Origin of the sequence: Candidatus Cryosericum hinesii (genome assembly GCF_003570985.1) — a bacterium.
Taxonomy (GTDB): Bacteria; Caldisericota; Caldisericia; order Cryosericales; family Cryosericaceae; genus Cryosericum; species Cryosericum hinesii.
The window spans coordinates 62,776-88,348 of record NZ_QXIW01000002.1 but is presented as its reverse complement, the minus strand read 5'-3'; the positions used below and the strand labels follow the sequence as shown (position 1 = coordinate 88,348).

At 56.5% G+C, this 25,573-nt stretch carries 29 protein-coding genes and 2 tRNA genes; 2 read left to right on the top strand and 29 right to left on the bottom strand.

All coding sequences use genetic code 11. The annotated features are described in order from the left end of the window. Positions 1-17: 17 nt before the first annotated feature. The 26 genes from SMC3_RS00610 to SMC3_RS00485 form a co-directional block, all read right to left on the bottom strand. A complete protein-coding gene (locus SMC3_RS00610; protein ID WP_119089708.1) occupies positions 18-686 on the bottom strand; it encodes a glycosyltransferase family 2 protein in 669 nt (222 codons plus the stop codon). Beyond that, on the bottom strand, positions 683-1,543 hold the full coding sequence (locus SMC3_RS00605; protein WP_119087522.1) for a lysophospholipid acyltransferase family protein: 861 nt from the start codon (positions 1,541-1,543) through the stop codon (positions 683-685). Before SMC3_RS00605 ends, SMC3_RS00610 begins: the two co-directional genes overlap by 4 nt. Then, positions 1,544-2,089 (bottom strand): NUDIX hydrolase, encoded by a 546-nt coding sequence (locus SMC3_RS00600; RefSeq protein ID WP_119087523.1) that lies wholly within the window; start codon positions 2,087-2,089, stop codon positions 1,544-1,546. Positions 2,090-2,103: 14 nt separating this feature from the next. Beyond that, positions 2,104-2,724, bottom strand: coding sequence for a V-type ATP synthase subunit D (locus SMC3_RS00595; protein ID WP_119087524.1), 621 nt, complete (start codon positions 2,722-2,724; stop codon positions 2,104-2,106). 8 nt (positions 2,725-2,732) lie between these two features. Then, entirely contained in the window at positions 2,733-4,109 is a 1,377-nt protein-coding gene (locus SMC3_RS00590; protein WP_119087525.1) for a V-type ATP synthase subunit B, read from the bottom strand. Continuing rightward, on the bottom strand, positions 4,102-5,889 hold the full coding sequence (locus tag SMC3_RS00585) for a V-type ATP synthase subunit A (RefSeq protein WP_119087526.1): 1,788 nt from the start codon (positions 5,887-5,889) through the stop codon (positions 4,102-4,104). Before SMC3_RS00585 ends, SMC3_RS00590 begins: the two co-directional genes overlap by 8 nt. Then, positions 5,876-6,220 carry a V-type ATP synthase subunit F gene (locus SMC3_RS00580; protein WP_165846476.1) on the bottom strand — a complete coding sequence of 115 codons (345 nt, stop codon included), beginning with the start codon at positions 6,218-6,220 and terminating at the stop codon, positions 5,876-5,878. Before SMC3_RS00580 ends, SMC3_RS00585 begins: the two co-directional genes overlap by 14 nt. Further along, positions 6,217-7,254: a hypothetical protein gene (locus tag SMC3_RS00575; protein ID WP_119087528.1), complete on the bottom strand. Its 1,038-nt coding sequence runs from the start codon at positions 7,252-7,254 to the stop codon at positions 6,217-6,219. Before SMC3_RS00575 ends, SMC3_RS00580 begins: the two co-directional genes overlap by 4 nt. Beyond that, a complete protein-coding gene (locus tag SMC3_RS00570) occupies positions 7,251-7,829 on the bottom strand; it encodes a V-type ATP synthase subunit E (RefSeq protein ID WP_119087529.1) in 579 nt (192 codons plus the stop codon). The genes SMC3_RS00575 and SMC3_RS00570 overlap by 4 nt, the downstream gene beginning before the upstream one ends. A 12-nt stretch (positions 7,830-7,841) precedes the next feature. Next, positions 7,842-8,417 carry a V-type ATP synthase subunit K gene (locus tag SMC3_RS00565; protein WP_207799594.1) on the bottom strand — a complete coding sequence of 192 codons (576 nt, stop codon included), beginning with the start codon at positions 8,415-8,417 and terminating at the stop codon, positions 7,842-7,844. A gap of 16 nt (positions 8,418-8,433) precedes the next feature. Next, positions 8,434-10,326: a V-type ATP synthase subunit I gene (locus tag SMC3_RS00560; protein ID WP_126854954.1), complete on the bottom strand. Its 1,893-nt coding sequence runs from the start codon at positions 10,324-10,326 to the stop codon at positions 8,434-8,436. A 187-nt stretch (positions 10,327-10,513) separates the two neighbouring features. Next, on the bottom strand, positions 10,514-10,828 hold the full coding sequence (locus SMC3_RS00555; protein WP_119087534.1) for a hypothetical protein: 315 nt from the start codon (positions 10,826-10,828) through the stop codon (positions 10,514-10,516). Positions 10,829-10,857: 29 nt separating this feature from the next. After that, positions 10,858-10,934, bottom strand: a tRNA-Pro gene (locus SMC3_RS00550). 8 nt (positions 10,935-10,942) lie between these two features. Next, positions 10,943-11,020, bottom strand: a tRNA-Pro gene (locus tag SMC3_RS00545). A gap of 1 nt (position 11,021) precedes the next feature. Further along, the gene (locus SMC3_RS00540; protein WP_119087535.1) at positions 11,022-11,300 is read right to left on the bottom strand and encodes an HU family DNA-binding protein; all 279 of its coding nucleotides are present in this window, start codon (positions 11,298-11,300) and stop codon (positions 11,022-11,024) included. A 25-nt stretch (positions 11,301-11,325) separates the two neighbouring features. Then, positions 11,326-12,327, bottom strand: coding sequence for an NAD(P)H-dependent glycerol-3-phosphate dehydrogenase (locus SMC3_RS00535; RefSeq protein ID WP_119087536.1), 1,002 nt, complete (start codon positions 12,325-12,327; stop codon positions 11,326-11,328). Further along, positions 12,306-13,205: a 4-hydroxy-3-methylbut-2-enyl diphosphate reductase gene (gene ispH, locus SMC3_RS00530; RefSeq protein ID WP_119087537.1), complete on the bottom strand. Its 900-nt coding sequence runs from the start codon at positions 13,203-13,205 to the stop codon at positions 12,306-12,308. The genes SMC3_RS00535 and ispH overlap by 22 nt, the downstream gene beginning before the upstream one ends. Continuing rightward, entirely contained in the window at positions 13,198-13,818 is a 621-nt protein-coding gene (locus tag SMC3_RS00525) for a lysophospholipid acyltransferase family protein (RefSeq protein WP_165846475.1), read from the bottom strand. The genes ispH and SMC3_RS00525 overlap by 8 nt, the downstream gene beginning before the upstream one ends. Beyond that, a complete protein-coding gene (gene cmk / locus SMC3_RS00520; RefSeq protein ID WP_119087539.1) occupies positions 13,808-14,479 on the bottom strand; it encodes a (d)CMP kinase in 672 nt (223 codons plus the stop codon). Before cmk ends, SMC3_RS00525 begins: the two co-directional genes overlap by 11 nt. Further along, positions 14,476-15,108 (bottom strand): L-threonylcarbamoyladenylate synthase, encoded by a 633-nt coding sequence (locus SMC3_RS00515; RefSeq protein WP_165846474.1) that lies wholly within the window; start codon positions 15,106-15,108, stop codon positions 14,476-14,478. Before SMC3_RS00515 ends, cmk begins: the two co-directional genes overlap by 4 nt. A 24-nt stretch (positions 15,109-15,132) precedes the next feature. Beyond that, the gene (gene plsY / locus SMC3_RS00510; RefSeq protein ID WP_119087541.1) at positions 15,133-15,762 is read right to left on the bottom strand and encodes a glycerol-3-phosphate 1-O-acyltransferase PlsY; all 630 of its coding nucleotides are present in this window, start codon (positions 15,760-15,762) and stop codon (positions 15,133-15,135) included. Continuing rightward, on the bottom strand, positions 15,759-16,622 hold the full coding sequence (locus SMC3_RS00505; protein ID WP_119087542.1) for a N5-glutamine methyltransferase family protein: 864 nt from the start codon (positions 16,620-16,622) through the stop codon (positions 15,759-15,761). The genes plsY and SMC3_RS00505 overlap by 4 nt, the downstream gene beginning before the upstream one ends. Further along, positions 16,619-17,707, bottom strand: a complete 1,089-nt coding sequence (gene prfA / locus SMC3_RS00500) for a peptide chain release factor 1 (RefSeq protein WP_119087543.1) — start codon at positions 17,705-17,707, stop codon at positions 16,619-16,621. The genes SMC3_RS00505 and prfA overlap by 4 nt, the downstream gene beginning before the upstream one ends. 16 nt (positions 17,708-17,723) lie before the next feature. Beyond that, positions 17,724-18,332, bottom strand: coding sequence for a thymidine kinase (locus SMC3_RS00495; protein WP_119087544.1), 609 nt, complete (start codon positions 18,330-18,332; stop codon positions 17,724-17,726). Positions 18,333-18,337: 5 nt separating this feature from the next. Beyond that, on the bottom strand, positions 18,338-19,786 hold the full coding sequence (rho, locus tag SMC3_RS00490) for a transcription termination factor Rho (RefSeq protein WP_119087545.1): 1,449 nt from the start codon (positions 19,784-19,786) through the stop codon (positions 18,338-18,340). A 27-nt stretch (positions 19,787-19,813) separates the two neighbouring features. After that, positions 19,814-20,437 (bottom strand): cyclodeaminase/cyclohydrolase family protein, encoded by a 624-nt coding sequence (locus tag SMC3_RS00485; RefSeq protein WP_119087546.1) that lies wholly within the window; start codon positions 20,435-20,437, stop codon positions 19,814-19,816. A 152-nt stretch (positions 20,438-20,589) separates the two neighbouring features. Between SMC3_RS00485 and SMC3_RS00480 the strand changes: the two genes are divergently transcribed. Then, entirely contained in the window at positions 20,590-20,928 is a 339-nt protein-coding gene (locus tag SMC3_RS00480) for a cupin domain-containing protein (protein ID WP_119085863.1), read from the top strand. 3 nt (positions 20,929-20,931) lie between these two features. Further along, positions 20,932-21,693: an SDR family NAD(P)-dependent oxidoreductase gene (locus SMC3_RS00475; RefSeq protein ID WP_119087547.1), complete on the top strand. Its 762-nt coding sequence runs from the start codon at positions 20,932-20,934 to the stop codon at positions 21,691-21,693. A gap of 56 nt (positions 21,694-21,749) precedes the next feature. On the opposite strand, the gene rpsU is transcribed toward SMC3_RS00475, so the two are convergent. From rpsU to gyrA, 3 genes are all read right to left on the bottom strand, one after another. After that, positions 21,750-21,950 (bottom strand): 30S ribosomal protein S21, encoded by a 201-nt coding sequence (gene rpsU, locus SMC3_RS00470; protein WP_207799326.1) that lies wholly within the window; start codon positions 21,948-21,950, stop codon positions 21,750-21,752. A 73-nt stretch (positions 21,951-22,023) separates the two neighbouring features. After that, positions 22,024-23,106: an AI-2E family transporter gene (locus SMC3_RS00465; protein WP_119087548.1), complete on the bottom strand. Its 1,083-nt coding sequence runs from the start codon at positions 23,104-23,106 to the stop codon at positions 22,024-22,026. Continuing rightward, a complete protein-coding gene (gene gyrA / locus SMC3_RS00460) occupies positions 23,090-25,567 on the bottom strand; it encodes a DNA gyrase subunit A (RefSeq protein WP_119087549.1) in 2,478 nt (825 codons plus the stop codon). The genes SMC3_RS00465 and gyrA overlap by 17 nt, the downstream gene beginning before the upstream one ends. Positions 25,568-25,573: the final 6 nt, after the last annotated feature.

The following is a 25,573-nucleotide window of genomic DNA, read 5'->3' as shown; positions in this document are numbered from 1 at the left end:
TGATACAATCGATTAACCTACCACCTGAACAAACCGTATCGCACAAGCACCCCGACAAACCTGAGAGTGTCAGTGAGCGTGTTGATTTTGCTCCTTGCCTCCGTCCGGTAGATGGTCCGAGTCGGCACCCAACCTATCCGATACCCTGCCCTTCCTTCCTTGAAGATAACCTCAGTCTCCAGGTCATACTTGTTCGCCTTCAGCGGCAGAGAAAGAACCGAAGTCAGCTTGTAGTAGCGAAAACCATTCTGGCTGTCGCGAACATTCTGTCCAAGGAACAAGCTGATGAGAAATGAAGACGCATGGTTCGCGAATCTTCGGATGAAGGGCATCGTCGAGACATTCGACATCCTGTTCCCGATGACCATGTCGTAGCCTTGTTCAGCCGCAGCGATGAACAGCGGGATTTCAGCAGGGTCATGCTGTCCATCAGCATCGATGGTAACCGCACCATCATAACCACTATCCATGAGATACCTGAATCCAGTCTTGAGCGCAGCGCCCTTGCCCACATTGAACTCGTGGCAAAGAACAATGGCACCCGCGGCACGTGCAGCCCCAGCTGTATTGTCAGCAGAACCATCGTCGATGACCACGGCGGCGGCAACAAATGGACGCACCCCTTCCACGACCGCCGCGATGTTATGTTCTTCGTTGAAGGCAGGAATGACCGCAGCGATTCTCATGAGACGGTGCTCCAGAAATCGAAGAAATTCAGAAACTGTGTGGGGTCCTGATCAACAATAGCCTCGTACTGCTGCGCGAAGTCCACCACAAAGGTTCGCACCCAGGACCGCTCGTCTGAAGCTTCCGGGTTGATTGGCCGACCAAATTTGAGCAAAAACCTTCCGTCTGGCTGCCGCACAAGGAATCCAGGAATTCCAACGAGCTTCCTTCGAAAAGAAAGCAGTGCTGCCCCACGGGGAAAGCGGACGGGATGCCCAAAAAACTCTATCTCCTCGCCACCGTTCGCATAGTCTCTGTCGGAGACAATGGCCGGCACTTCGCCCTCTGGTAAATGTCGGAGGAGGTCCCTCAATCCGAACCGAACGTCGTGGGCAGTCAGCCCAAAACGCACACGGAGCGACTCATAGAGCCGCTGGACGACCCAGCTATTCTGCGTGAGTGCAATCGCATGCGTCCTGTAGCCGCCAAGGCCAAGCATCGCCCCGGCCAGCTCCCAGTGTCCATAGTGCCCGGTAACCAGGCAAAATGGCCTGCCACCGGATCGCTGCTCGAGGAGCACGTGTATGTCCGCAAAGTTCATGATCATCGATTTGATGCGAGCATCGCTGGTGGACGGTATCTCGAAGAAGTCGACCAGGTTCATCCCAGCCTGGCCGAACGTCCGCAATGCCAACCGTGACAGCTCCCGATGGCTTGCTTCAGGCCGCATGATTCTCAGGTTCGCGAAGACCCCTCGCCTCTGCCCGGTGTTGAAGGCAAAGTAGCCCCAGGCAATCAACCTGGCAATGACCCGTCTGAGCCAGACGGGCAACACGGCGACAATGCGGAAGGCGACAACATACCAGAAAGCCATCATCTAGCCGCTTGCCAATCCTTCGAACGCAGCACACCAGAGCAGCCCGATGAGGGTCTTTGCGTCATTCATGCGCCCGTCGCGGCATCGTTCAATAGCTTCGGTGACAGGCATCAGAACCGGTCTGATGAATTCGTCGGAATCCATTTCGGTAGGACCATGCCGAAGATCCTTCGCAATGTACAGCGTCAGCCGTTCATCGACGAAGCCGGGGCTGGGCCAGAATTCGATGCACTTCTTCCAGGAACTCGCAATATACCCAGTCTCCTCACGGAGTTCCCGGCGTGCGGCGGTGAGGAAGCGTTCGTGCACACCGTGGCGGCGCCCAGCCGGGATCTCAAACATGACCATCTCGGGCGCCGGTCTGTATTGGCGCACAAGCACGACGCGATTGTCGACGGTCAATGCCACGACACAGACAGCTCCGCCCGCATATGTTACGACATCCCGATGAGCAACGCGGTCGTCCGGCAATCGGACGACCTTGTCCAGAACCTCTATGGACTTCCCGAGATACGCTTGTCGACATGACAGGATCGCCTCGAACATCCGTTGATGTGTCCTCAATGAGACCGGATCATCTCCTTGATTTTCAGAAGCCTCGTAGTGTTTGCCCGTTCATTCTCGTCCAGTTTCGACGTAATGAACCGAATCGTCTCCTCAAGGTTGGGGATCATGACATACTCGAGAGCATTTACCCGCCGCCGGGTTCGCTGAATTTCCTCCGCCATCAGACGTATGCTTGCCTCAATCTGAGCTAGCTTCACGATGGATGGCATCAACTCATACAACCTCAGAAGGGAAGCTTCTACCCCGGCTCCCTCCAACCCGGCGAATGACGGGGACTCGAAATCCGAGATCGAGAAAGACAGCACAGGCAAGGCTACATTCATGACGGTCTTGGTTCCCGCTTCGATGTCGAGACGAGTAGAGACTGTTCGCGAGAGCAGCTCCACGACGACCGCTGGATACGTGGCAGTTTGACCCTTGAACGCAGCCAGTGCGTCCGGCAGTTCGTGGTCAACGTGCGCCCGATAATCACCATACTCTTCTGCAAGTCTGATAAATGTCTTCATAAGACCCTCGAGCTTGTCCTTGAGAAGTTTGTGACCCCGCCGAGCAAGAACAAAACGCTTCTGCAGCCGCAGAAGCTCCATCCTGGTTGGGTTGACCTTGAGGATCATCGCTCTGCCTATGCCGTACGCTTCGGCATATACTTCTCTATCATAGCTGGCGAGACACGCTTCAGTTCCTGCAGCGGTAGTATCGAGAGGAGTTCCCACCCGATGGACAGTGTCTGTTCGATCGATCGATCCTCGTCGTGCCCTTGCTGGACAAAACGACGTTCAAACTCATCTGAGAATTTCACGAACGTCCGATCCGTCTCTGTGAGCGCCGACTCGCCCAGGACAATTGCAAGCTCCTTTGCATCGCGTCCTCGGGCATAGGCGGCGAACAACTCGTTGAGCAGGCCAGCGTGATCCTCGCGCGTCTTGCCCTTGCCGATACCCTTGTCCTTTAGCCGGGACAGCGATGGAAGTACATCGATTGGCGGGTAGATGCCTGCCTGATGCAGTGACCTGCTCAGGAAGATCTGTCCCTCGGTAATGTAGCCTGTAAGATCCGGAATCGGATGCGTCTTGTCGTCTTCAGGCATGGTCAGGATTGGCAGTTGAGTGATCGACCCCTTCTTGCCCTTGATGCGACCAGCTCGCTCGTAAATTGTGGCCAGATCCGTATAGAGGTATCCTGGATAGCCACGTCTGCCCGGTACCTCTTTCCGAGCTGCAGAGATCTCACGCAGAGCTTCACAGTAATTGGTCATATCGGAAAGGATAACCAGAACGTGCATTCCGAGTTCGAAAGCCAGATATTCGGCAGCAGACAGTGCAAAACGAGGAGTCGCTATCCGCTCGATGACGGGGTCATTTGCCAGGTTCATGAACAGTACTGACTGATTGATTGCGCCACTCTTGCGAAAATCAGATATAAAGAAGTCGGCTTCCTCGAATGTGATGCCCATTGCGCCAAAAACGACGGCAAACTCGTCAGTTCCAGAAAGCACCCGAGCCTGCCTGGCAATCTGCGCGGCGATCTCGGCGTGAGGAAGACCGCTGCCCGAAAAGATCGGCAGCTTCTGACCCCGAACAAGAGTATTGAGTCCGTCGATTGCAGAAATGCCAGTCTGTATAAACTCGTCGGGATAGTCGCGCGCATAGGGATTCATGGGATCGCCATTGATGTCCAGCACTTTGTCAGGAAGAATCGGAGCAACTCCATCGATCGGTGCTCCGAGTCCGTTGAACACCCGGCCCACGATGTCGCGCGAGACCCCGAACTGCAACCCGTGTCCAAGGAATCGAGTCACTGTCTGACCGCGGTCCATTCCGGACGAACCCTCAAAGACCTGAACCAGAACCGTGTCGCCGGAGACCTCGAGCACCTGGCCATGTCTCAGCCCGGAGATCGTTCGCAGTTCGACGAGTTCACCATATTTGACATCGTGAGCCCCATCCAGAAGTACTAGCGGTCCCACGATTTCGCGGACTGTTCGGTAATCCCTATTCATGGTACTCCTCCCGTGCAGTCGTGTCCATTTCTGACAGAGCCTCAAAACCCTTTGTTATCGAGTTCTCAAGCGTGTCGAATGCAGCAAGGTTCGTCTCGAGAATGCTCTTTGAGCGAGCAATCTCGATTCTGACCGGCATTGCGAGAACAGCACCGAGCGGTACGCCCCCCGATGCAGCCTTGCCCGCCAGATGGCTCCACAACATGATGACGTCAAGCATTCGCAACTGCTTGCGGAGAGAGGTGTAGCTGTCGCCCTCGGTGAAAGCTCCCTGCTGCAGGAAGTCCTCACGTATGGACTTCGCCGATTCCAGTACCAGGCGGTCTGCTACAGACAGCGCGTCGACACCTACGAGACGAACAAGTTCCTGCAGCTCCGCTTCCTTCTGAAGCAGAGCTCGAACCTCGCGGATGTCCTGACTCCAACGATCGCCGAGTTCCTTGTCATAGAAACGCTCGAGCAAGTTGCTGTACAGCGAGTAGGACTGAAGCCAGTCGATCGCCGGGAAGTGCCGTGCGTATGCAAGACGGGAGTCGAGTGCCCAGAAGACCTTGACTGCCCTGAGAGTAGCCTGAACGACCGGTTCGGACAAGTCGCCACCAGGAGGAGACACGGCCCCGATGACGCTCAGGCTGCCTTCTCTTGGTTGGCTGCCAAGACTCAGGGATCTTCCGGCGCGTTCATAGAACGCTGCCACTCTTGATGCAAGGTAGGCCGGATAGCCCTCTTCACCGGGCATTTCTTCCAGCCGTCCCGAAATCTCACGCATGGCTTCTGCCCACCGCGACGTGGAGTCTGCCATCAGAGCGACGCTGTAGCCCATGTCGCGGAAGTACTCGGCTATTGTAATACCAGTGAAAACCGAAGCCTCGCGAGCTGCGACAGGCATGTTGGACGTGTTGGCGATGAGGACTGTACGATTCATCAGAACCTCGCCAGTCTTCGGGTCCTTGAGCTGCGGGAATTCCTGCAAGACGTCCGTCATCTCGTTTCCACGCTCGCCACAACCAACATAGACAATGATGTCGGCATTCGCCCACTTTGCCAGCTGGTGTTGGATAACGGTCTTGCCGCTGCCGAAAGGCCCGGGAACACAAGCCGTCCCGCCTTTGGCAACAGGAAACAGGGCGTCAATGACGCGCTGCCCGGTCACCAGCGGAGTATCCGGTGCCATGCGCCGCGTATAGGGCCTGCCATTACGGACTGGCCACCGCTGGATCATGGTGATAGATTGCTCTTCGCCCGACTCGGTTCGCAGGACTGCAACGGGTTCCTCGACAGTGAAGTCGTTCTCTGTTATCGAGACAATCCGACCTGCCAGGCCCTTGGGGACCATGATCTGGTGCAAGACAGCCTTGGTCTCCTGGACCGATCCGATGATATCTCCTTCGACGACGACATCATCCACCTTCACGCAGGGAACAAAGTGCCACTTCCGGTCGCGAGGCAGTGCAGGAAGAGCCACACCACGGGGAATGAAGTCGCCATACTGCGCACGGATAGCGTCGAGCGGCCGCTGGATTCCATCATAAATCGAAGTGATGAGGCCCGGCCCGAGTTCGACAGTAAGAAGGCTCCCCGTCTGGACGACAGGTTCGCCCGGCCCGACGCCGCTTGTCTCTTCATACACCTGGATGCTCGCCATCTCGCCTCGAAGTTCGATAATCTCACCAAAGAGCTTCGCATCGCCGACGCGCACCAGTTCATACATCTGCGGGTTCGTCAGATCCTTGGCGACGACGAGCGGTCCAGCAACCTTGACGATCTCACCGTGTGTCATGGCTTTTCTCCTCCATCATTTTTCCAACTAGGTCAATACCTACTGCATTCTCTATGAGATGCCTCACGGCAACAGTCGCTGCACCTGAAGCCGATGAAGTCACTGGGATTACCAGCACCACGGGTACCACGAGCCTGCGTGCCGCCGCCGACCCAGACCACACATCGGCCACATCGGACGTCAGCAAGACCAGTCCGAATCTCCCCGAACGAGCAATCGACTGAACAGCCTGAGATGCCTGAAGACCGTCCTCGACAACAGTGCCCACAAAACCCAGCGCCTCAAATGCCCCGACGGAGTCCCGCGTCGTCACAACCGCCGCCTTGCTCACAATGCCCCTCCGGATCCATCAACACGCGGCCTCGTGGACGCTGCCGCTTTCAGAAGCCGCCGCAGTGACCAGACTTCTCGCCTGAAGTCCATCAGATAGGCAAAGACGACTGCAACTCCATATGGTTCAAATCCCGTTGCTTCCGGGCGTCCGACAAGCCACGACTCCAGAGCGTCCTCAAGCAGCTGTATCCGCTCTTCAGGAGTGTATCGCCGGCCGACGGCGAGTACGTATTCCGAAGCTTCCGGAACGAGATCCGCCGGCTGGAGCGTGTCCCACGATATGCCCTGGATGCGTTCCACAATCAATGCAAGTGATACTTGTATCTCTGGCTTCAGGAACGGCAACAGCCTCTCCAGAGGAGCTCCAACACCAGAAGTGCTACGAAGCTTCATTTTCAGTGCATGTCCTGCCAGCATGAGCTTCAACAGTCCATCCATGTATGCCATGACAGCAGGATGTCCATAGACCCTCGCCAGACCATCCAGGGTCGTCTCGAAGGAGAAGTCGAACACTGTCTGGGCGTCGGAAGCCGAGGCTCCCGCCTGCGCTGCTTCCAGCCCCTCTGAGAGCGAAACCCCAAAAACCGATTCCGCAAGCAGTCCAGGGGAACTTCCTTCCGTCTGGATACGCACGCAGTAGGCTGCATACTCACTGCTTGTCCCATCGGTATGCACTTCGGCATCCCCGCCAAGAAGAGCTTCAGCCAGACCAGCCTTGGCGTATTCCTTCTCATCAAGGGTTGCGAGCAGGTATGGAAGAAAGCTCTCCGGCAAATCATGGGCCGCTTGTGCCAGAAAGGCCTGCCACGTGCTCTCGACTCTGGCCAGGACTTCACCCGCCGACATGTCGCTCCCGATCGGCGCATACGCTCCGCGGTTGAGAGCTGCCAGCAGAGACTCGGCCTTGCCCTCCTGTGATGCACGCCGAAGTTCCTGGACCGGAAGGAGTAACCCTCGCCTGACAGAAAACGAGCCCGAGGCGTACGCGTAGTCGCTCGAATCGGCCTGATGTGGGATGAGCGGAGCAATCATCTCTTGTCGCCAAACAGCACTTGTGCGGCCTCAACGAGCGTGACCTCCCGGAGGGCAGTGGACGCCGCCGACAGGGTCAAGTCGAGCTCCGCCTCGGCAAAGTGGACAATGAAGCCTCCATTGTTGTCGGCGAGCATCGCATCGATACGTACACCCTTCCACTTTCCACGTTTGGGCAACAATGCTCTGATGATGGGCTCGTCTTGACTTCGGCACTCAATGGAGACTGGCATTTCTTGTCCGATCTGTTTCACCGCTCGCTCAAGATACGCATGATAGAGGACATCATCGTCCCTGACTTTCTGTTCGAGCTCCTGGTAGAGTCCTTCAAGCAGTTCCTGTTTGCGCTTGAGGATGGCATTTCTCAGCTCGATCTTCAGCGCAGCTGTTTTCGTCGCAATCTCACGATCTTGGATAGCGCGATGCTCCGCTACCTGGGCATTGGAATGTTCCTCCAGCTGTCGCCTCTGACTATCGACAAGTTGCGAAGCCTGAATAGTGGCAGCCTCGATGAGGGCGGTCGCCTCCGCAGTCGCCTCCTGGAGAACCGCAGCTCTGAGTTCCTCGGTTCCCATGTGCAAAACGTCCTAGAAGACTGCCTGAGAGATCCAGAGAATGAGCAGGATACCCGAGACCAGAGCGATGACAGCGTACGTCTCGACGAGAGCAGGTATGAGGATTGCCTGACCGGAGCTGCTTGGCTGACGCCCAGTGAGGCTCTCCGCCGCCGCTGAGGCCTGTCCTTGGAGGATAGCTGACCACCACTCTACCAAGCCGACACCGACCCCGACTGCCAAGAACGCAAGTCCCTTCGCGTTGGAGACTGCCGCTCCCTTGTTGAGAACTCCCGATAGAACGATCATCATGATGCCACACACGAAGCTGTAGAATCCTTGTGTGCCCGGAAGAGCCATCATAACAAACATCTTGCCGAAAAGCTCTGGCTTCTCCGAGAGTACTCCTGCTGCCTGAGACCCACTGACACGAATTCCATGGGCAGACCCGAGACCACCAAGAGTGATGACCATGACTGCTCCCATGAATGTCCACAGTGAACCCAGTGACGTCATCGGTGTATTCGAGAGCTTGAAGGCGAAAACCGCCCCAACAGCACTGAGTGTCGTCACAAGAGCTCCGACGAGAACTCCCCACAATCCTTCCATCCCCATAATGTACCTCCTATTTCTCTCTGACAGTCGTTACGTCAACAACCTTAACAATCTCTGACCAGAACCCGAAACGACGGAACCGAGGCGCGCCCCCCTCGTAAAACCGTCCAAAAAACTCGAGCAAAGTGAGACGCGCAGAATGAATGAACGCCCCCATGGTTCCCATGAAGTAGTTCAGCATGTGTCCAAAGAGCAGGACTGTCCCGCCCAGCACAACCCGCACTAGCAGGTTCACGACGAAGCCCGCGGCAGGCATCTTGATAAGGGCCGCGATCATGTTGAACGCGGAGGCAAGGATGGCCGTTGTGAGCCCAAGCGCCAGAAGCCGCGAGTACGACAGCACATCTCCAACGAAGGAGCCAACACCGTAGGAACTCTGGATACCGTACAGGTTCACGATCGCGGTGAGCACCTTGGCTCCACCCTTGCTCTGGCGTGCACCGCCCAGCAGAAGGAGCACCAGGCCAATGACAAGCGCGACAAGGTATCCGACCCTGAACGTACCTCCCCATTTCGTTCCTATGAACAGCAACGCGGAGATTGCGGGCAGGAACAGCAGCCACCCCACGCAATCGTAGATGATCGTGGCACGGTCATGTCGCCGCGCTGCCTTGAAGATTGCCAGGCACACTCCATAGAGCTGATTGGCGGCACCGATGATCCACACAATCACCAGGAACTGAAATGCTGCTTGCAAGGGGTTGATAACGGTGAGCGCAGACACGAACCGCACAATTGGGTTCCCTGCCCCGAGGTAGGTTGCCGAGATGAGGTCTCCACCCCAGCTTCCGGTAAGTGCGCCAGCAACCATCGCCGCCACGCCGCCATATACGAAGACCATCATGAAGTTGTGGACGCCTCTCGACTGCCTGTACTTATGCATGAAGTAGGAACAGATCCCGATCTGGATGGCTCCGTAGAGGACATCCCCCAGACAAAGACCGAAGAAAAGAAGAAACGGGATGGCCAGAAAGACCGTCGGGTCAAACGAAGAGTAGACCGGAAATCCAAACATGTTGATCAGGATCTCCAGCGGCTTAATCCATTTGTTGTTGGTGATGGAAACGGGAGTGTCGTCACCCGCCGTCGTGTCTCCAGTCATACAGACGATGCCGCCGAAACCTGCGCACAACTGCTCCAGAGACTCCACCTCGACTTCTCGAACATAGCCGGTGACCACGCTGCAGCGCTCGGTCCGGGTGATATCGTGCGAAGCCTCCAGACGTGTCCGTTCATTCTTGAGATACTCGCGATATACAACGATCTCCTGTTTGTGAGCGATGAATGAGGCAATCTCAAGCTGGAGTGCCGCGATCTTCTCATGTACTGCACGAAGCTCTTCCGTCATACGGTCGATCAGAGTCGCCACAGTACCATTGGTATGCGACAAGTCCTGCTCGACAAAACCCTGCGACATCAGCACCGCGCGAACGTCATCGGTCTGGGCACGCAGGCACGCAACGACCACGTTACTCTTGTTTTTCGTCGCAGAAGCCATATCAACTGCAACGGAAGTGCCATGATCCAAGAGACGCTTGAGAGCTCGCACCATATCCAACGACGATATGGTACCTGCAATAAGCGCAATCCGCTGCCACCTGGCAACCTCGCCAAAATCCACTGGCAGCGACGACCACGGCAGGATCGTCGCCCTTTCCTGCTCAAGCTGGTCAACACGATGACGCTGTTCCGCCAGCTGGACTTTCAGTGCAAGCACGCTGCGCATCATGTCTGCATAGCCATTACTTGAAGCCATCGAAGCGGTTGTTCTCATGCCAGCGGCACTGACATACACTTCGTCCGGGAAGAAACTCTGAACGAGTCCCTTGGTCACGGGGTCTACTTCGGCGAAGAACGAAAGCGTCGCACTCGCAAGCTCCAACTCCTCGGCAGTATGGCTCAACGACTGTTCCCTCTCCGGACGGCAGATGTCCAGCGAAGACAGGGCAGTTGTATCAACTTGGGAATCATCTGATGGGGTATAAGAAGTCAGGTGTACCATTCCCGCGCCGAACAAGCAAGACAGAACCTGGTCTTCCCTGTTGTGTGGAAAGGCAAGAGCAAACTCTCGTACTTTGTCGATCGCCATTCTAGCGAGCGGTGAGTTTTGACAGAAGCAAATCCAGAGCCATAGATCTACGATCCTGCGCCCGGCGATCGAGGTTCTCAAGTTGTTCTTCGAGATCCTGGCGAAGCTGATCCTCAGCAAGTTTCATGTGCTGGTTCGTTTCCTGATCAATTGTGTCGAGTCGCCGCTGCAGCGACAATTCTGCGGAGGCTCTGACCGCGGCGAGAGAAGACTCGGCATCACGCTGAATAGTCTGAACTTTCTCTCTTGCGACCTTGATGACGCCTTTCGCCTCGACCTCAGCCTGCTGCAAGCTCTGAATGAACTCCTCGATCATATTTGTACCCCTCCGGTTTGGATAATTGCTGGTCGGGATGGTGGGATTCGAACCCACGACCTCTTAGTCCCGAACCAAGCGCTCTACCAAGCTGAGCCACATCCCGACAAATAGTGGTCGGGGCGACAAGATTCGAACTTGTGACCCCCAGCACCCCATGCTGGTGCGCTAGCCAAACTACGCCACGCCCCGACTATTTGTTCTCAACCAGCTTCTTCAGCTTTCCGCTGGCCCGAAAGGTCACAACACGCTTCTCCGGCACGTTCACCGCTTCACGCGTTTTCGGGTTCACACCCGAGCGAGCCTTTCTCATAGACACACAGAAAGCCCCAAAACCGGTCAGGGTAACCTTACGACCTGCCCGCAACTCCTTGCTGGAAGTGCTCAAAGCCTGGTACAGCACGTTTTCCACAACCACTCTGGAATAACCCGTCTTCGCTGCAACCGCTGCCACCAGATCCGACTTTGTCACCTGACCACCTTTTCGAACTCATCTGCTAGAATTCGCTTTTCGTTTCCCGGCTCATCAGACGCTGGAGACCAACCAGAGGCGTGACGCTTCCGGCGACGATCCCGTGCAGCTGGTGGACGATAGGCAAGTCAATGTTACTCAGTTCAGCGATTTTTGCAAGAGCCTCGAGGGTTGGGAGTCCCTCAATGACAGTACGCTGGCCGGTTTGAAGCTCAGAAGCAGGCGTCCCCCTGCCAATCGCTTCACCCGCCATGCGGTTGCGGCTCAGCCTGCTGAAACTGGTTGCAACCAGATCCCCTGCTCCAGCAAGTCCATTAATCGTAGCTGGGTCTGCCCCGAGCGCCGTTGCGACCTTGATCAGCTCATGGAGGCTGCGGACAATCAAAGACGCTTTCGAGCTGTCGCCAAATCCCAGTCCGTCCGACAAGCCTGCCGCGACAGCGTACACATTCTTGAGCGCCCCACCCAGCTCCACTCCCACCAGGTCCGCACTTGTGTATGCCTTGAGCGAACCGCCTGAGAGGAGCTCCTGAAAATGGCGGCGCGTACCTGGTCCCCGGCTGGCGATGACGGTAGCTGCTGGCAGGTTTCGAGCAATCTCGGGCGCGAAATTGGGTCCGGATAGAGCGGCATAGTGGTCATAATCGCTGAGTTCCAGATCCTCACAGAGCAGTTGAGACACCCGCAGATGTGTTTCCAGCTCCAGTCCCTTGCTGAGATTCAGCAAGGGAACACTCGGGCGGCGTAACTCGGGAGCCAGCTTGCGAAACATCGCCCGCAGTCTCTGTGTGGGTACCGCCAGAATGATGGAATCAGCTGAACGCCAGGCACCCAGGAGATCGTCGGTCGGCTCAACGTTGTCCCGCAACCGTACGCCAGGGAGATAGAGAGTATTCTCTCGGACATCGCGCAACGTCATGAGTGTATCTTCTCCGTGTACCCATAGGACTACGGTCGCCTTAACCGCAGCCAGATTGGCTATTGTAGTCCCCCAGGCCCCCGCACCTACAACACAGACTCGGGCCATGCGTCCACCTCCATGCGAACATCGGGACACACTTGCCTCAGCCCCGCCATGACTTCGTCGATTGTTGCCTGGGGGCAAGACGTGCCGCTTACGACTCCCACGATGTCCACACAGTTCAGCCCCACCTCAGGCAACGCGGCCGCGCCCCCTATGAGATACGTCCTCGGACATGCCGAGACAGCTACCGCCACCAGTCTTCTGGTATTGGCACTGGAACTATCTCCCAGGACCAGCATGACCGTGCAGCGCCGAGCCAGAGCGACAGCTCCGTCCTGCCTTCGCAATACCTCCGGACACAACGTCATCTCTTCGGCAACCTCGATTCCTCTCCGTCGAAACCATTCCAGGACCTGCTGTCTGAACTCGCGAGACTGTGTCGTCTGGTAGACGACCCCTACACGAGAAACTGATATCTCAAGAGTGTCCAGATCCTGTTCCGAAGCCACAACCCTGAGCAGCTGACTGCCGGCAGCCTCCATGAGATACCGCGTCTCTCGATGCTCTTTGTCTCCGACGACGATAATAGGAACACCAGCATCTGCAAACCGGCTTACGGCGTCGCGGGCCCGGTTCACGATGGGACAGGTCAGATCCTGCACAGCTCGCGCGCTGGCAATCCTTCCAAGATGCTCCGACAACGTCGAACCGTGAGCAGGCAGGAGGACCGTTGCAGCACTCAGCTCCTCGTCGCTCAGCAGTTCCACAGATCGCAACCCCATGGAACCAAGCCGGTTCATCTCATCGGCGTTGTGAAGGAGCGTATCTGTCGCCGCGACCGTTCCTTCCGAACGCAAAGCCGTCTCAGCAGCGTCAATCGCTCGCCGAATGCCCGAACAGTAGCCCAGCTCGCGTGCCAGCACAACGCGCATATCAGGCATGCCCCTGTTCCTGCAGTGTCCGAATGCGGTCCATGATGTCCATGCTGATTGCCGTCAGGTCTTCTCTGCGACTCTCGCGCTCCGGCGGGAGATGATACGTGACCGGCTGGCCTATCCGCACGGTAATGCGACCGATTCTAGGGACTCTCCTCTGCCTCGGCCAGCACTCATATGAGCCGATGATGGCCATAGGGACCACCGGTGCTCCCGACTTCACTGCCAGAAAAGCCGCCCCGTTGTGAGGGTTCTGCAGACATCCGTCTGGTGACCGCGTTCCTTCGGGGTAGATCATGCACAGGTCACCATGGTCCATGATTGCCAGCACTGCCTGGAGGGCACACTTATCGGCCAGAGACTCCCTGTCGATACGCACACCACCCAGACGGCGTATGAATGGCCTCAGCAGCGGCTGCTGGTAGATCTCCTTGCGTGACAGACTGTAGACCTTGCGCGGAAGCGCGAAGGCGGCAAGCATGGGATCCAGATAGCTGCAATGGTTGCCGCAGATAAGTCCTGGTCCATGCCTCGGTACATTCTCAAGTCCGATGACGTGGAGTTTAAAGAAAGTCCTGAACCAGAGCCTGCCTATCGGAACAACCAGCTCATACAGCATGCTCAAGCCTCCTGCGGTACTCGGCCAGGATCGCCTGCACGACTCCATCGGAGCCGTCAGCAGAGTTGTCCAGCTTGACGTGCTCCTCTGTGCATCGAAGAGGCGAGTCTTTTCGGGACGAGTCTATCGCATCACGTTCCTTGATGTTGGCCAGCACGGCTCCGTAGTCGACCAGGCTACCCTGACGCTCAAGCTGGGCAACTCGCCGCCTGGCGCGAACATCCGGGTCCGCAGTAATGAACACCTTCAGAAGAGCCTTGGGAAGAACCGTCGTTCCTATGTCCCGGCCAACCATGACAACATCCTGGAGCAAGGCGATGCGTCGCAACTCCCTGTTCACGGCTGTCCGCACCTGTGGCACCGCACTGACAGGCGACACGAGGCTGTCTACTCTCGGGTCGCGGAGGGACAACTGAAGAACGCGCCCGCCAAACAGAACCGTACCGCCGGGCTCGTAGCTTATACAACGCTCGAGGATATCCAACAGGCGATCACTCCGCAGACAACGGTCAGATGGATACTGCTCGGCATATGCAGCGGTGAACACCCTGTACAATAACCCAGAGTCGACGAGCATGAGACCGAGCTCAGCGGCCACACCCAGTCCCACCGATGTCTTGCCGGATCCAGAAGGTCCGTCTATAGCAATGTCACGTCTCACGGAACCTCTCCCACAAGCACCGCAGCCACGTCAGCACAAGAAATACTGCCCTCGCGCAGGATGGACCATGACCCCGCTGTCAATCTGACAACCGTCGATGGCCGGCCTTCCGGCCGCTGTCGGCTGTCCAGGACCAGGTCCGCTCGCTCCAGCAACCCGGCAGCTCCAGGCGCGTCCAGGCTCTCAATGACACTCTCACCGCTCTCATTCAGACTTGTCTGCGCCATCAGGATGCCGCCGGCAAGCAAGCGAAGGAGTCCAGTGTGGCGGGGTACCCGGAAACCGATGCTGGACGCTTCTGGGTGCGGCAGGGGCTGTGTGTGGAGACCACTCCCCGCAACGTCGACGACGATGGTAAGCGCCCCAGGCCAGAATACGCTGGCAAGACGCTGGGCCATGACACGTGCCGCAGGCTCGACCCACGGCAGGACACGAGCGATATCGAGTACAAAAACGGGCAACGGCTTGGCGGCATCGCGATGCTTTACTGCGAACACTCTGGTAACCGAAGACGCACATGCCGCGCTGCAACCAATGCCATAGACGGTGTCCGTCGGGAACACTGCAACGGCCCCCGAAGCAATACGCTCGGATAGCCGCAGAAAATCGGCGTCTGAGCAGGTGTCCAATAGGACACTCTCAGGCAGAGATATCTACCGCCTCCGAAAATAGGACCATTCGAGTTTGGGTTCTTCCCCAGCCCTCAACCGACGGATGTTTGCAACATGCCGAACAATGCCGAGCACAGCAAGCAGGGTATAAATCAGAACAAGTTTCGGCGGCTGTCTCAGAAGAAGCGCTGCAACTGGAAGGGTGGCAAACACGGCCACTGATGCAAGAGAAACGGTATTGCGGAGCACCATCACGACAAGCCAGATGCCTGACTCCACAAGAGCGACGGGCCAGCTCAGCACAAACACAACTCCGAATGTCGTAGCAACACCCTTTCCTCCCTTGAACCCAGCAAGAACGGAGAAATCGTGACCCAGAACCACGACAACAGCCGCCACAAGCAATGTTTCCCGCGATATGGCCGGAAAGAACCTTATCAGCACGAGCAGAAGGAGCACTGCCTTCAGAAAGTCGCCAGCAAAAGCAAACGCAGCAGGAAGAGGACCTGCGGTGCGCAACACATTTGTAGCTCCCATGTTTCTGCTGCCCACCTTCGTGATGTCCACGCCCTTGATCATTTTAGCGAAGATGTAGCTGAACGGCACAGAACCGACGAGGTACGCAACGGCAAAAACCGCAAGATCACGCAAGATATAGCTGAACGTGTTCATTCTGCTCGACGTGCCTCCGCGTAGCGCGACAGCCCTCTAAGGTCAGGCGACCAGCATCCGCCCTGCAGTCCATACCGCTCAAACAGGTTGAGTATACCCTCTTCCAATCCATCGTCAATCTCCAGCAGCAGCAGGCCACCGGGTCGTAACCAGTCACAAGCTTGTGCAATGATCCGTTTGTAGAAAACCATGCCTGACGTGCCGCCATAGAGTGCCTGGACTGGTTCTCTGGGCGAAGACGCGTGCGCCGAGAACAGACGCTGCTCACGCACATAAGGAGGATTACTGACAATGACATCAGTGCGACTGCGGAAATCGGCGAGGGCAAGACCCCACGCTGCCAGCACGTTGCCCTGGACAAACCTGACCCGCTCTGACAAACTCGCGTCCAGGGCGGATTCGCGAGAACATGATACAGATATGGAATCGAGCTCCAATCCCACAACCGCTACCTGTGGCAGTCTGGCAGCCAATGCCAGAGCGATGGCCCCTGAACCGGAGCAAAGGTCCAATGCGATGGCATGGGGACGATCCTGCTCAATAATGAAGTCCCCGGCCATCTGCACCAGGCTTTCTGTCTCCGGGCGAGGCACGAGAACGCCCTCCCGCACTCGCACGACAATGTCACAGAAAGCAGCATAGCCGGTGAGGTACTCGGCAGGGTATCCATCGGCCAGTTGTTGGGCAGCTTGCTCCACAAATACCTGTATGTCGGTATCAGCAGGTAGATCCAGCCGAATGAGCAGATCTGAACGACTCCATCCTCTGCTTGCCGCAACAACATACTGCAGTTCACCGTGTTTCTGCGACAAGAGCTGCGCACGCTGCTCAGCTTGCGCAATTACTTCTCGCAGAGTCAATCGTCGTCGTTGCCCTGCAGAATGGGCGTCTCAAGCGTTCTCTCCCGGGAAGCCCGGTGAAGAGCGTCGACTACTGGATCGAGGTTTCCCTCCATGATGAGAGGCAGGTTGTACAGAGACAAACCAATCCGGTGGTCAGTCAGACGACCCTGAGGGAAGTTGTAGGTACGGATACGCATATTACGCATACCGCTGCCGATCTGAGCCCTGCGCTCATCGATCATCTCGCTGTCGGCCTTCTCCTTCATGAACTCATAGACGCGGGATCGCAGCACCTTGAGAGCCTTCTCCTTGTTCTTCAGCTGAGACCTCTCATCCTGACATGACGCAGTAATGCCCGTTGGAATGTGCGTCATGCGAACAGCCGTCTCTACCTTCTGAACGTTCTGCCCTCCATGTCCAGACGCATGAAACAGTTCAAGCTTGATGTCGTCGTCGTCGATATGCACGTCGACATCTTCAGCTTCAGGTAGCACCGCCACGGTAGCAGTAGACGTGTGAATGCGTCCAGAAGCCTCCGTCTCAGGAACACGCTGGACGCGGTGGACGCCACTCTCGAACTTGAAGAGCTTATAACTTCCTGTCCCAAGCACCGAGAAGACAACTTCCTTAAACCCTCCAATCTCGGTTGGGTGACTCGAGATGACCTCTATCTTGAGGCCATGCTGTCCTGCGAAGTACGAGTACATGCGAAACAGATCAGCGGCAAACAACGCCGCTTCGTCGCCACCGACACCTCCCCGGATCTCAACAATGATATTCTTGTCGTCATCCGGGTCTTTAGGAATGCGTTCTTCCTCGATCTGAGCGTGGACAGCTTCCAGTTCTCGTCGAAGTCGGAACTTGTCTTCTTCAATCATGGCAGTGAACTCGAAATCCGTTCCCTCTGCAAGAAGCGCATCATTGTCGGCAAGTTGGGTTCTCAGAGATTCTTCACGACTAAGCAGCCCGAACAGAGAATCCATCGTGCGCCGCTCCAGCGTGAGTTTCTGAATTTCCTTCTGATCGACATCGTAGCGCAGGTTGGCAACTCGCTCGTCGATCTCATGAATTCTACGTGCCAACTGTTCTGTTTCCAGGCTCATCGGCTCACTTCATACCTCAAATGAGGCGCTCCTTTTCCAATACACGCTCTGGTCGACCTGGAACCACATGGTGCTCACGACAGCGTGCTTCGTAGCTCTCGGCTGCACCTACCATCACCACCGGGTCGTCGTATCGCGCTGGACGTCCATTGACGATGCGCTGAGTACGCGTCGCCGGTCTGCCACATACCATACATACCGCGGTCAACTTCGTCACTTCTTCCGCAAGCGCAAGCAGTTCAGGCATAGGTCCGAACGGCTCACCACGAAAGTCCTGGTCGAGCCCAGCGAGGATGACGCGAACGCCCTTACCCGCAAGGTACTCTGCAACATCGATGATCCCGGGATCGAAGAACTGCACCTCATCAATGCCGACGACTTCCACCTGTCTCTCCTCGACGATCCTGAGCACGTCGGCAGGAGATGCCACGAGCGCTGACTCAAGGCGAATACCCGAATGGCTCGTGATCGTCTCAAGCCCATAGCGGTCATCCAGAGACGACTTGAGGGCAATGACCTTCTGCCTGGCAATCTGAGCCCTCTTGAGGCGCCGAATCAGCTCCTCGGATTTTCCCGAGAACATACAGCCGGCAACGACCTCGATCCTGCCGGAAAGACTATCCATGATACCTAGCGTCCAGCGCTGTCCTGCGCGACGATGTTGGCCAGGAACTCCCGATTGTTGGCAGTTCTCTGAAGCATGGCGATGAGCTTTTCCAGGCTCTCCGTTGGATCCTCGTTGCCGATGAACTGCCTGAGAGCCCAGATCTTGCGGTACTCCTCGGGCGTGTACAAGAGCTCTTCGCGCCGTGTGCCGGACTTTCGGACGTCGATGGCGGGGAAAATGCGGCGCTCAGCCAGCTCGCGGTCCAGAACAAGTTCCATGTTGCCGGTACCCTTGAATTCCTCATAGATGACCTGGTCCAAGCGGCTGCCTGTCTCGATGAGCGCTGTTGCGATGATAGTGAGACTGCCGCCCTCGACCATGTTCCGCGCGGCTCCTATAACTCTCTTGGGGCCACGAATCGCAGTTGGATCGAGACCGCCCGACAGAGTCTTCCCGGACGAGGAACTGATCAGGTTGTAAGCGCGCGTGAGCCGGGTGATGCCATCCATGAGGATGACGACATCCTTCTTGACCTCGACCAGACGCTTTGCACGCTCCAAGGCCAGCTCGACGACTCGAATATGGTTCTCAGGAGGCTGGTCGAACGTCGAACTGATCACCTCGCTCCGAATCGACTGTTTCATGTCGGTGACTTCCTCGGGTCGCTCATCGATAAGGAGCACCATCAGCGTGACCTCGGGGTGATTGTACTCAATGCTCTGCGCAATATTCTTAAGGATGGTCGTCTTTCCAGCCTTCGGTGGAGACACGATCAGGCCACGCTGACCCTTGCCGATTGGGGCAACAAGCTCAAGAAGGCGCACCGCCATGCTGCAATTAGGCGTTTCCAGCTTGAGATGCTTGTTGGGAAAGATCGGTGTGAGTGACTCAAATTGCGGTCGAGCGAGCACGTGCCCTTCGATGCCAATGCCATTGATGCTGCGGAGGCGCATTAGTGAGGAGTACTTCTCCTTGTCTCCACGCGGCAGATGGACGATACCTTCGAGCCAGTCACCGGTCCGCAGACCGAACCGCCGGATCATGGGGGGCGAGATATAGACGTCCGACGAGGAAGGGAAGTAGTTGGAACGCATGAACCCATATCCCTCGGCGAGGATTTCACACAGGCCCGAGGCAGTGAACTCCTCCCCGCCCGTTCGCGGAACCTCTCCGCCATGGCGATCAGACGAACTCGAGACAACAGCCCCGGAAACGACGTGCTCCGGTACACGTTCCTGCTCGATGTCGAGATGCTCAGTCACTACCTCAGGCTTGTCATGGTTGTCGTAGGGTCTCATGGAACTCATGGCAGGCCCCTCCTGATCGTTAGCATCCTTACCCCCAAGTTTCAACAGCTCCTCGATGAGGTCCGGCTTCTTGAGCCGTGTATAGTTCCGAACATGCAGCACTTTCGCAATCTCGTACAATTCCCGGGACGTCTTTTCCAGCAACTCTTGTTCAGTGAAGTTCATGATCCTCTGCCTTCTTTCATCAAGTGGTTACTCAATAGCCAGCAAGCGCCCGATAGAATCCTTGAACGAGCCCAACACAGTAACACGCGTCTGACACTGCTGAACTGTCACACGTGTCTCATCTTTGAAGACAGGATCTCGCAGATATGCAAGATTGACGTAAACGTTGGCAATGCCTCCGGCATAGGCAGCCTCGAGCATGGCGGCGCCAACATACAGGTCGGATGCAATATCCTTTGGCGCATCACGAAACGTTGCGACGAGAAGCTCGGCAAAATCGCACACGCGGACGGCCAGCGCGAGAGGAGCTCTCGTCGAACCCTTGAGTGCATCCTGCATGGCCGCCCGTCGCACAAGTTTCTCGTCATCGGTCGTCTTGGGTAATTTCATGGCAGTCATGTAGCCCTCGAATGCCGCGCTGTCCTGGTCCATCATCGCAACAAACTCCGCTCGCGACGCTTCGCAGCCCTCGACAAATAGTGCCAGACGGCTCTTTTCCGACTCATCACGCACACCTACGACATTGGCAACCATTTCGACTAAAGCTGCCCCCATCGCCGCGGCAAGCCCGGCAGCACTACCTCCGCCGGGAGTCGGATTGCGCGATGAGAGTTCGGTCAAAAACCCATCTAAGGATTGATTTTTATACATCTCGACCTCTTGGTTGACAATTGGAATGTATCGACTAGTTCAGACAAATAATACCTGCTCGCTTGGAAAATGCAAGCGTGAGAGTCCTGAGAAGAGCCTTTCCCCTACAATTGTAGTATAATGCACTCTACCTAGTCCAACCGGAGGTCATCATGATTGTCAAGGCAGTTCAAGACGTCGAGGAGATTTCCGTCACCGAAGCCGGAGCCCGTGGCACTACGATACGTTGGATGCTCAACCGCTCGGACGGAGTTCCCACGTTTGCGATGCGGTACTTCGTCGTCAAACCGGGTGGGTCTACACCGCGCCACGCTCACCCCTGGGAGCACGAGATCTTTGTCATCAAGGGAACCTGTACTGCTTTCTGCGAAGGTGAAACTCGTCATGTTGGCCCAGACCATGCCATCTATATCGAGCCAGAAGCGATTCACAGTTTCGTCAACGAAGGCACCGATGACCTTGTCTTTCTGTGCATGATACCAATTCAGTAGCCAATGGATCTCGCTCTGGCAGGAAGAACGATTGCCATCGCGGGCAGTACGGCCGGCATCGGGTCGCTCCTCACGACCTCGCTTGACCAGGAGCATGCCCGCCTCCTGCTTGTGGGAGGGCGTCCCGAACGTCTGGACGCTCTTGCACACACCTTGTCTCCTGGTGCACTGATTGGCATCGTCCCCGCAGATCTGCGCAGAGAATCGGACCGAAATCAATGCACAGTCGCCCTTCGCGGGTCCACCGAGCTTGACGGCTTCGTGTTCCTTCCGGCACAACTGCGAACCGATACTTTCTCTGAAGCTCGCTCCAGCGAATTCCGGGAGACGTTCGATGTCAATGTCTTTGCCGCCTTCGAGTTTGCGCAAGCCGCACTGTCTGTAGCCTCTTCCTCAGCAAGCTTCGTGTTCGTGTCCTCGATCGACGCTCATAGACATCCCCATCATACGCCCTCGGCAAGCTATGACAGTTCGAAACGTGCACTGGAGAGCATCTCCGAGTCTATCGCGGTCGAGGCCGGCTCTCGGGGAATACGCTCCAACTCCATCATCCCAGGCCTTATCCGAACGCCCATGACGGAGGACTTCTTCGGAAAAGAGTTTGAGGCCGAGCGCCTCCGGTTTCTTGACGCAGTCCCGCTTGGCAGACCGGGCAGTCCTGAGGATATTGCCAACCTCATCATGTTCCTTCTGTCTCCCGTCGCCGGATACGTGAATGGGACATCCATCCCTGTCGATGGTGGATTCCTATGTCAGGGGCTCTAGAGAACGAAAAAGGGGCGCTCACGCGCCCCGTGCTCTCATCTTCAGAAAGAACGGCCCTACTTGCGCCTGCGCGCAGCAATGGACTTCTGTTTGCGTTTCTCGCTTGGCGCCATAAAGAAGCGACGCTTCTTGAGTTCGCCGAAGAGGCCATCACGGATACAGTCCTGCTTATAGCGCCTCAGCATGTTCTCAAGCTGAGCATCTTCGCCCTGAGGTTCAGACCTGTCTTTGTTCCGATCACGATAGTTTCCCATCATTCACCCCTCCTTTCGTCAAACCGCTGCCAAAGGGGTTGATAAACAACCAATTAACTATACCGGAATTGCGTCTTCAGTCAACCGGCTTCTCTGTGATATCCTCAGACGCTGATCGGAACAACTGAACACTCTTGATGATCTCTCGGACGAAAACCGCCATAGGAACTGCAAGCACCAGCCCAAAGAACCCCGCAAGCGTGCCGCCCACCAGAAGCAGCAGGATGATAAACTCTGGTCTGAGCCCAGTCTTCTCGGATATGAGTCGTGGGGCGAGAATCTGACTCGTCGCAACCTCGATAACGCCGAAGATGATGATCCACGCGATAAGCTTCCCCGGACCCGTCACGGCGGCAAAGAACGCTCCCAGCAATGCAACCACGAACGGGCCTACGTATGGAATAAACTCGCCGAAGAAATCCACGACGCCGATTGTCAGAGCGTAGTTGATCCCGAAGAGCCCACTGACCCCGCCCACGAACAGCGAAGTGACCAGTGCAATGAGAGCAAGCGCCTCGATATATCTCCTGGTGCTTGCAGCGACCTGCGCAAGCGCGACCTCTGCAAGATCCTTCTGTGTACGGATAAACGGCAGCGACAGAGACATCTCGTAGTAGCCATGAGAACCGCTCATGAAAAAATACATGAGCACGAAAAACGGGAGAAGTGCGCTAACACTTAGTAGTCTCTTGGACGATGCCGTGACGATATTCTGTCCGAATTGGATCGCGGCTTTTTGGACTGCGTCGAGAACGGCCGTGATGGTGTCCTTCGCCGACCCCAGCTGAAGACGATCCAGCCATGTCGAGAGTCTGGAGAAATATCCCTGAACCGTCTTTGCGTAATCAGGAAGAGCTGTCACAAGCGACCTCGTTTCGCGTACAAGAGGAGGAATCGTGATCGCCACCAATCCGACGAATGCCGCCACGATTCCCAGAACAACAATGGCACACGTGATACCCATGGGAAGGTGGGTCTTCCGATTGAGCCAGCGTGCAATTGGCAAGAAGAGAAACGCCGCGAATGCCGCGGCGATTCCCAGAGACACGATGCTACGAAGACTCCACAGGAGCCAGACGGCCCACGTGGCCACAGCGATGCTCAGGACCGACAGAAGAACGACACGCAGAGCACTGGTTTCCTTACTGCTCAGCCTCATCTTCAGCCTCCGCTGGGGCGACCTCCTTGATAATTGCTTCCGCAGCAATAACACAGCTGCCCTTGGACTTCAGTCGGATCACTTTCACGCCCGAAGAGACTCTTCCAAGCAGGGGGAGCCTCTCGGCAGGGGTACGAATCGTCTGGCCCGTACTCGTGGACACGACGACATCCTGGTCGGCGGTTCCCGTCGTAAATGCCGCCAGTGGACCGGTCTTCTCGGTGACACGATAACAAATGACACCACCGGACCCTCGGCCAACCAGGCGAACCTCGTATGGGTTCAAGCGCTTGCCGTGGCCATGTTCCGTAATGAGTGTGAACGGCACGTCGGGCCGAAGCACTTCCATGCCGACCACGAATCTGCCTCCGCGTGAGAGACGCATTCCGCGCACGCCACGGGCAGATGCCCCCATGGCACGCACAGACGTCGACCGGATCCGGACAGCTCGGCCGGAATCGGAGGCGATGAGGACCTCCTCGGTGTCCTTGACGGATCTTACAGCGACCACAGAGTCCCCTTCAACAAGCTTGATGAACGTCTTTCCTGTACTACGTATGGTAACGAACTGCGATGTAACCATCTTCTTGATACGCCCACGACGGGTCACGATGATGAATGACACGCCCTCCTGTACGGCGGGCAGCGCCGTCGCTTCGGTGACGAGCTCGTCCGCCCCCATACCGAGGAGAAGCGATAGATTTTCCCCTCCACCTTGCCGCTTCTCTTCAGGAAGACGGTATGCTGGAATCGAGTACACGCGTCCTTTGTTGGTGAAGAGCAGCATGCACTGCTTCGTACGGACGGTGAAGTACTTGCTGATATAGTCGTCCCTCTTCAGATTCATGCTCGCGACTCCCAGTCCTCCGCGACCCTGAACCTTGAACGTCGAACTCGGGATAATCTTGGCATAGCCGTTTTTGGAAATGACGACCATGACCTCTTTGTCCTCGATGAACTGCTCGTCATCGTCCTCCCCGCGGCCATCGTCCTTCAAGATCTGAGTGCGGCGTGGGTTTCCATATTTGCGGGCGACCTCGACAAGCTCATCCCGGATGTAGACACGGATCCTGTTGGGGTCTGCCAGCATCGCAGAGAGCCTCTCTATCTCTGTCTTATTCTCTTCAACCTCTTTCGTCAGCTTCTCGACCTCGAGCGACACCAGAGACCGCATGCGCATCTCAAGAATCGCCTCCACCTGCCGGTCGTTGAGTCCAAAGTTCTCGATGAGGCGAGCCGATGCGTCGTCCATAGAGGAAGACGCAGTCAGGATTTCTGTCACTCGCTTGATGTTTCGAATGGCGATAACAAGAGCGTTGAGGACGTTCAGACGTTCCTCGTGCTTGCGGAGTTCCAGAGCGAACCTCTTGCGTAGCGTTGCCTCGCGGAAGTCCAGGAATGTAGCGAGAACGTCGCCCAGGGGGAGGGTCCGCGGCACGCCGTACAGGATTCCGAGCATGCTGACGTGGAAATGCTGCTGGAACTGAGTATGTCTGCGCAGCAGCAGGTCAACTCGCTCCGGAACCGCATCTTTCTTCAACTCAAGCACGACCCGGATGCCCTCGCGGCTGGATTCGTCGCGCAGGTCAGACAGTTGTGTCAGGCGCTTGTCCTTCATCAGGTTGGCAACCTTCTGGACGAACTCGGCCTTATTTACCTCAAACGGCAACTCTGTAATGATGAATCGCGTCTTGTTGCCATCCTTCTCGATCGTGTACTTTCCTCTCGTGACGACATTGCCTCGGCCGGTAGCGATGTATTCGTCGATACCGTCCGTGCCAACAACGAGGCCACCGCCCGGAAAGTCGGGACCCTTGATAAACGACCGGATCTGCGCGGGGTCCTCGGGCTCATCACTGATCCGGCAGTCCAGCATGTACTTCAGGGCATCGATCAGTTCGCCGAGGTTGTGAGGGGGGATATTGGTAGCCATGCCGACAGCAATTCCGCTGGAACCGTTGAGTAGAAGCTGCGGTACTTTGGCTGGAAGGATGCTCGGTTCCTCCAGGCTGTTGTCAAAGTTCGGCGTGAACTCGACGATCTCCTTATCCAGCTCGTCCATCATGAGTGCAGAGACAGGAGCCAGCCGTACCTCAGTATAACGCATGGCTGCTGCAGAATCGCCGTCAATGGATCCAAAGTTACCGTGACCATCGATCAATGGATATCTGAGGGAGAACTCCTGCGCCATCCGGACCAGCGAATCGTAAATAGCGATATCACCGTGAGGATGGTACTTGCCCAGGACGTCGCCGACAATACGGGCGCTCTTCTTGTACGGCTTGTTCCAGAAACACCCTAGTTCATACATGGCGAAGAGGATACGGCGATGCACTGGCTTCAGACCATCGCGGAAGTCCGGCAGCGCTCGACCGATGATAACACTCATGGAGTACTCGAGGTAGGACTTCTTCATCTCCTCCTCGACGTAGACGTTGAATACTCTATCGTTTTCTGGCATCAGTGT

What these genes read in the sequence shown, in the direction of transcription:
- SMC3_RS00565 (WP_207799594.1), bottom strand. Translation starts at nt 8,417, where the DNA reads ATGGAAGGATTGTGGGGAGTTCTCGTCGGAGCTCTTGTGACGACACTC.
- SMC3_RS00475 (WP_119087547.1), top strand. Translation starts at nt 20,932, where the DNA reads ATGGATCTCGCTCTGGCAGGAAGAACGATTGCCATCGCGGGCAGTACG.
- SMC3_RS00555 (WP_119087534.1), bottom strand. Translation starts at nt 10,828, where the DNA reads ATGATCGAGGAGTTCATTCAGAGCTTGCAGCAGGCTGAGGTCGAGGCG.
- SMC3_RS00600 (WP_119087523.1), bottom strand. Translation starts at nt 2,089, where the DNA reads ATGTTCGAGGCGATCCTGTCATGTCGACAAGCGTATCTCGGGAAGTCC.
- ispH (WP_119087537.1), bottom strand. Translation starts at nt 13,205, where the DNA reads ATGCCTGATATGCGCGTTGTGCTGGCACGCGAGCTGGGCTACTGTTCG.
- rho (WP_119087545.1), bottom strand. Translation starts at nt 19,786, where the DNA reads ATGAACTTCACTGAACAAGAGTTGCTGGAAAAGACGTCCCGGGAATTG.
- SMC3_RS00525 (WP_165846475.1), bottom strand. Translation starts at nt 13,818, where the DNA reads ATGCTGTATGAGCTGGTTGTTCCGATAGGCAGGCTCTGGTTCAGGACT.
- SMC3_RS00575 (WP_119087528.1), bottom strand. Translation starts at nt 7,254, where the DNA reads ATGATTGCTCCGCTCATCCCACATCAGGCCGATTCGAGCGACTACGCG.
- plsY (WP_119087541.1), bottom strand. Translation starts at nt 15,762, where the DNA reads ATGAACACGTTCAGCTATATCTTGCGTGATCTTGCGGTTTTTGCCGTT.
- SMC3_RS00480 (WP_119085863.1), top strand. Translation starts at nt 20,590, where the DNA reads ATGATTGTCAAGGCAGTTCAAGACGTCGAGGAGATTTCCGTCACCGAA.
- SMC3_RS00535 (WP_119087536.1), bottom strand. Translation starts at nt 12,327, where the DNA reads ATGGCCCGAGTCTGTGTTGTAGGTGCGGGGGCCTGGGGGACTACAATA.
- SMC3_RS00610 (WP_119089708.1), bottom strand. Translation starts at nt 686, where the DNA reads ATGAGAATCGCTGCGGTCATTCCTGCCTTCAACGAAGAACATAACATC.
- SMC3_RS00595 (WP_119087524.1), bottom strand. Translation starts at nt 2,724, where the DNA reads ATGATCCTCAAGGTCAACCCAACCAGGATGGAGCTTCTGCGGCTGCAG.
- rpsU (WP_207799326.1), bottom strand. Translation starts at nt 21,950, where the DNA reads ATGATGGGAAACTATCGTGATCGGAACAAAGACAGGTCTGAACCTCAG.
- SMC3_RS00590 (WP_119087525.1), bottom strand. Translation starts at nt 4,109, where the DNA reads ATGAATAGGGATTACCGAACAGTCCGCGAAATCGTGGGACCGCTAGTA.
- SMC3_RS00485 (WP_119087546.1), bottom strand. Translation starts at nt 20,437, where the DNA reads ATGTATAAAAATCAATCCTTAGATGGGTTTTTGACCGAACTCTCATCG.
- SMC3_RS00465 (WP_119087548.1), bottom strand. Translation starts at nt 23,106, where the DNA reads ATGAGGCTGAGCAGTAAGGAAACCAGTGCTCTGCGTGTCGTTCTTCTG.
- SMC3_RS00495 (WP_119087544.1), bottom strand. Translation starts at nt 18,332, where the DNA reads ATGGATAGTCTTTCCGGCAGGATCGAGGTCGTTGCCGGCTGTATGTTC.
- prfA (WP_119087543.1), bottom strand. Translation starts at nt 17,707, where the DNA reads ATGAGCCTGGAAACAGAACAGTTGGCACGTAGAATTCATGAGATCGAC.
- SMC3_RS00570 (WP_119087529.1), bottom strand. Translation starts at nt 7,829, where the DNA reads ATGGGAACCGAGGAACTCAGAGCTGCGGTTCTCCAGGAGGCGACTGCG.
- SMC3_RS00605 (WP_119087522.1), bottom strand. Translation starts at nt 1,543, where the DNA reads ATGATGGCTTTCTGGTATGTTGTCGCCTTCCGCATTGTCGCCGTGTTG.
- SMC3_RS00585 (WP_119087526.1), bottom strand. Translation starts at nt 5,889, where the DNA reads ATGACACACGGTGAGATCGTCAAGGTTGCTGGACCGCTCGTCGTCGCC.
- gyrA (WP_119087549.1), bottom strand. Translation starts at nt 25,567, where the DNA reads ATGCCAGAAAACGATAGAGTATTCAACGTCTACGTCGAGGAGGAGATG.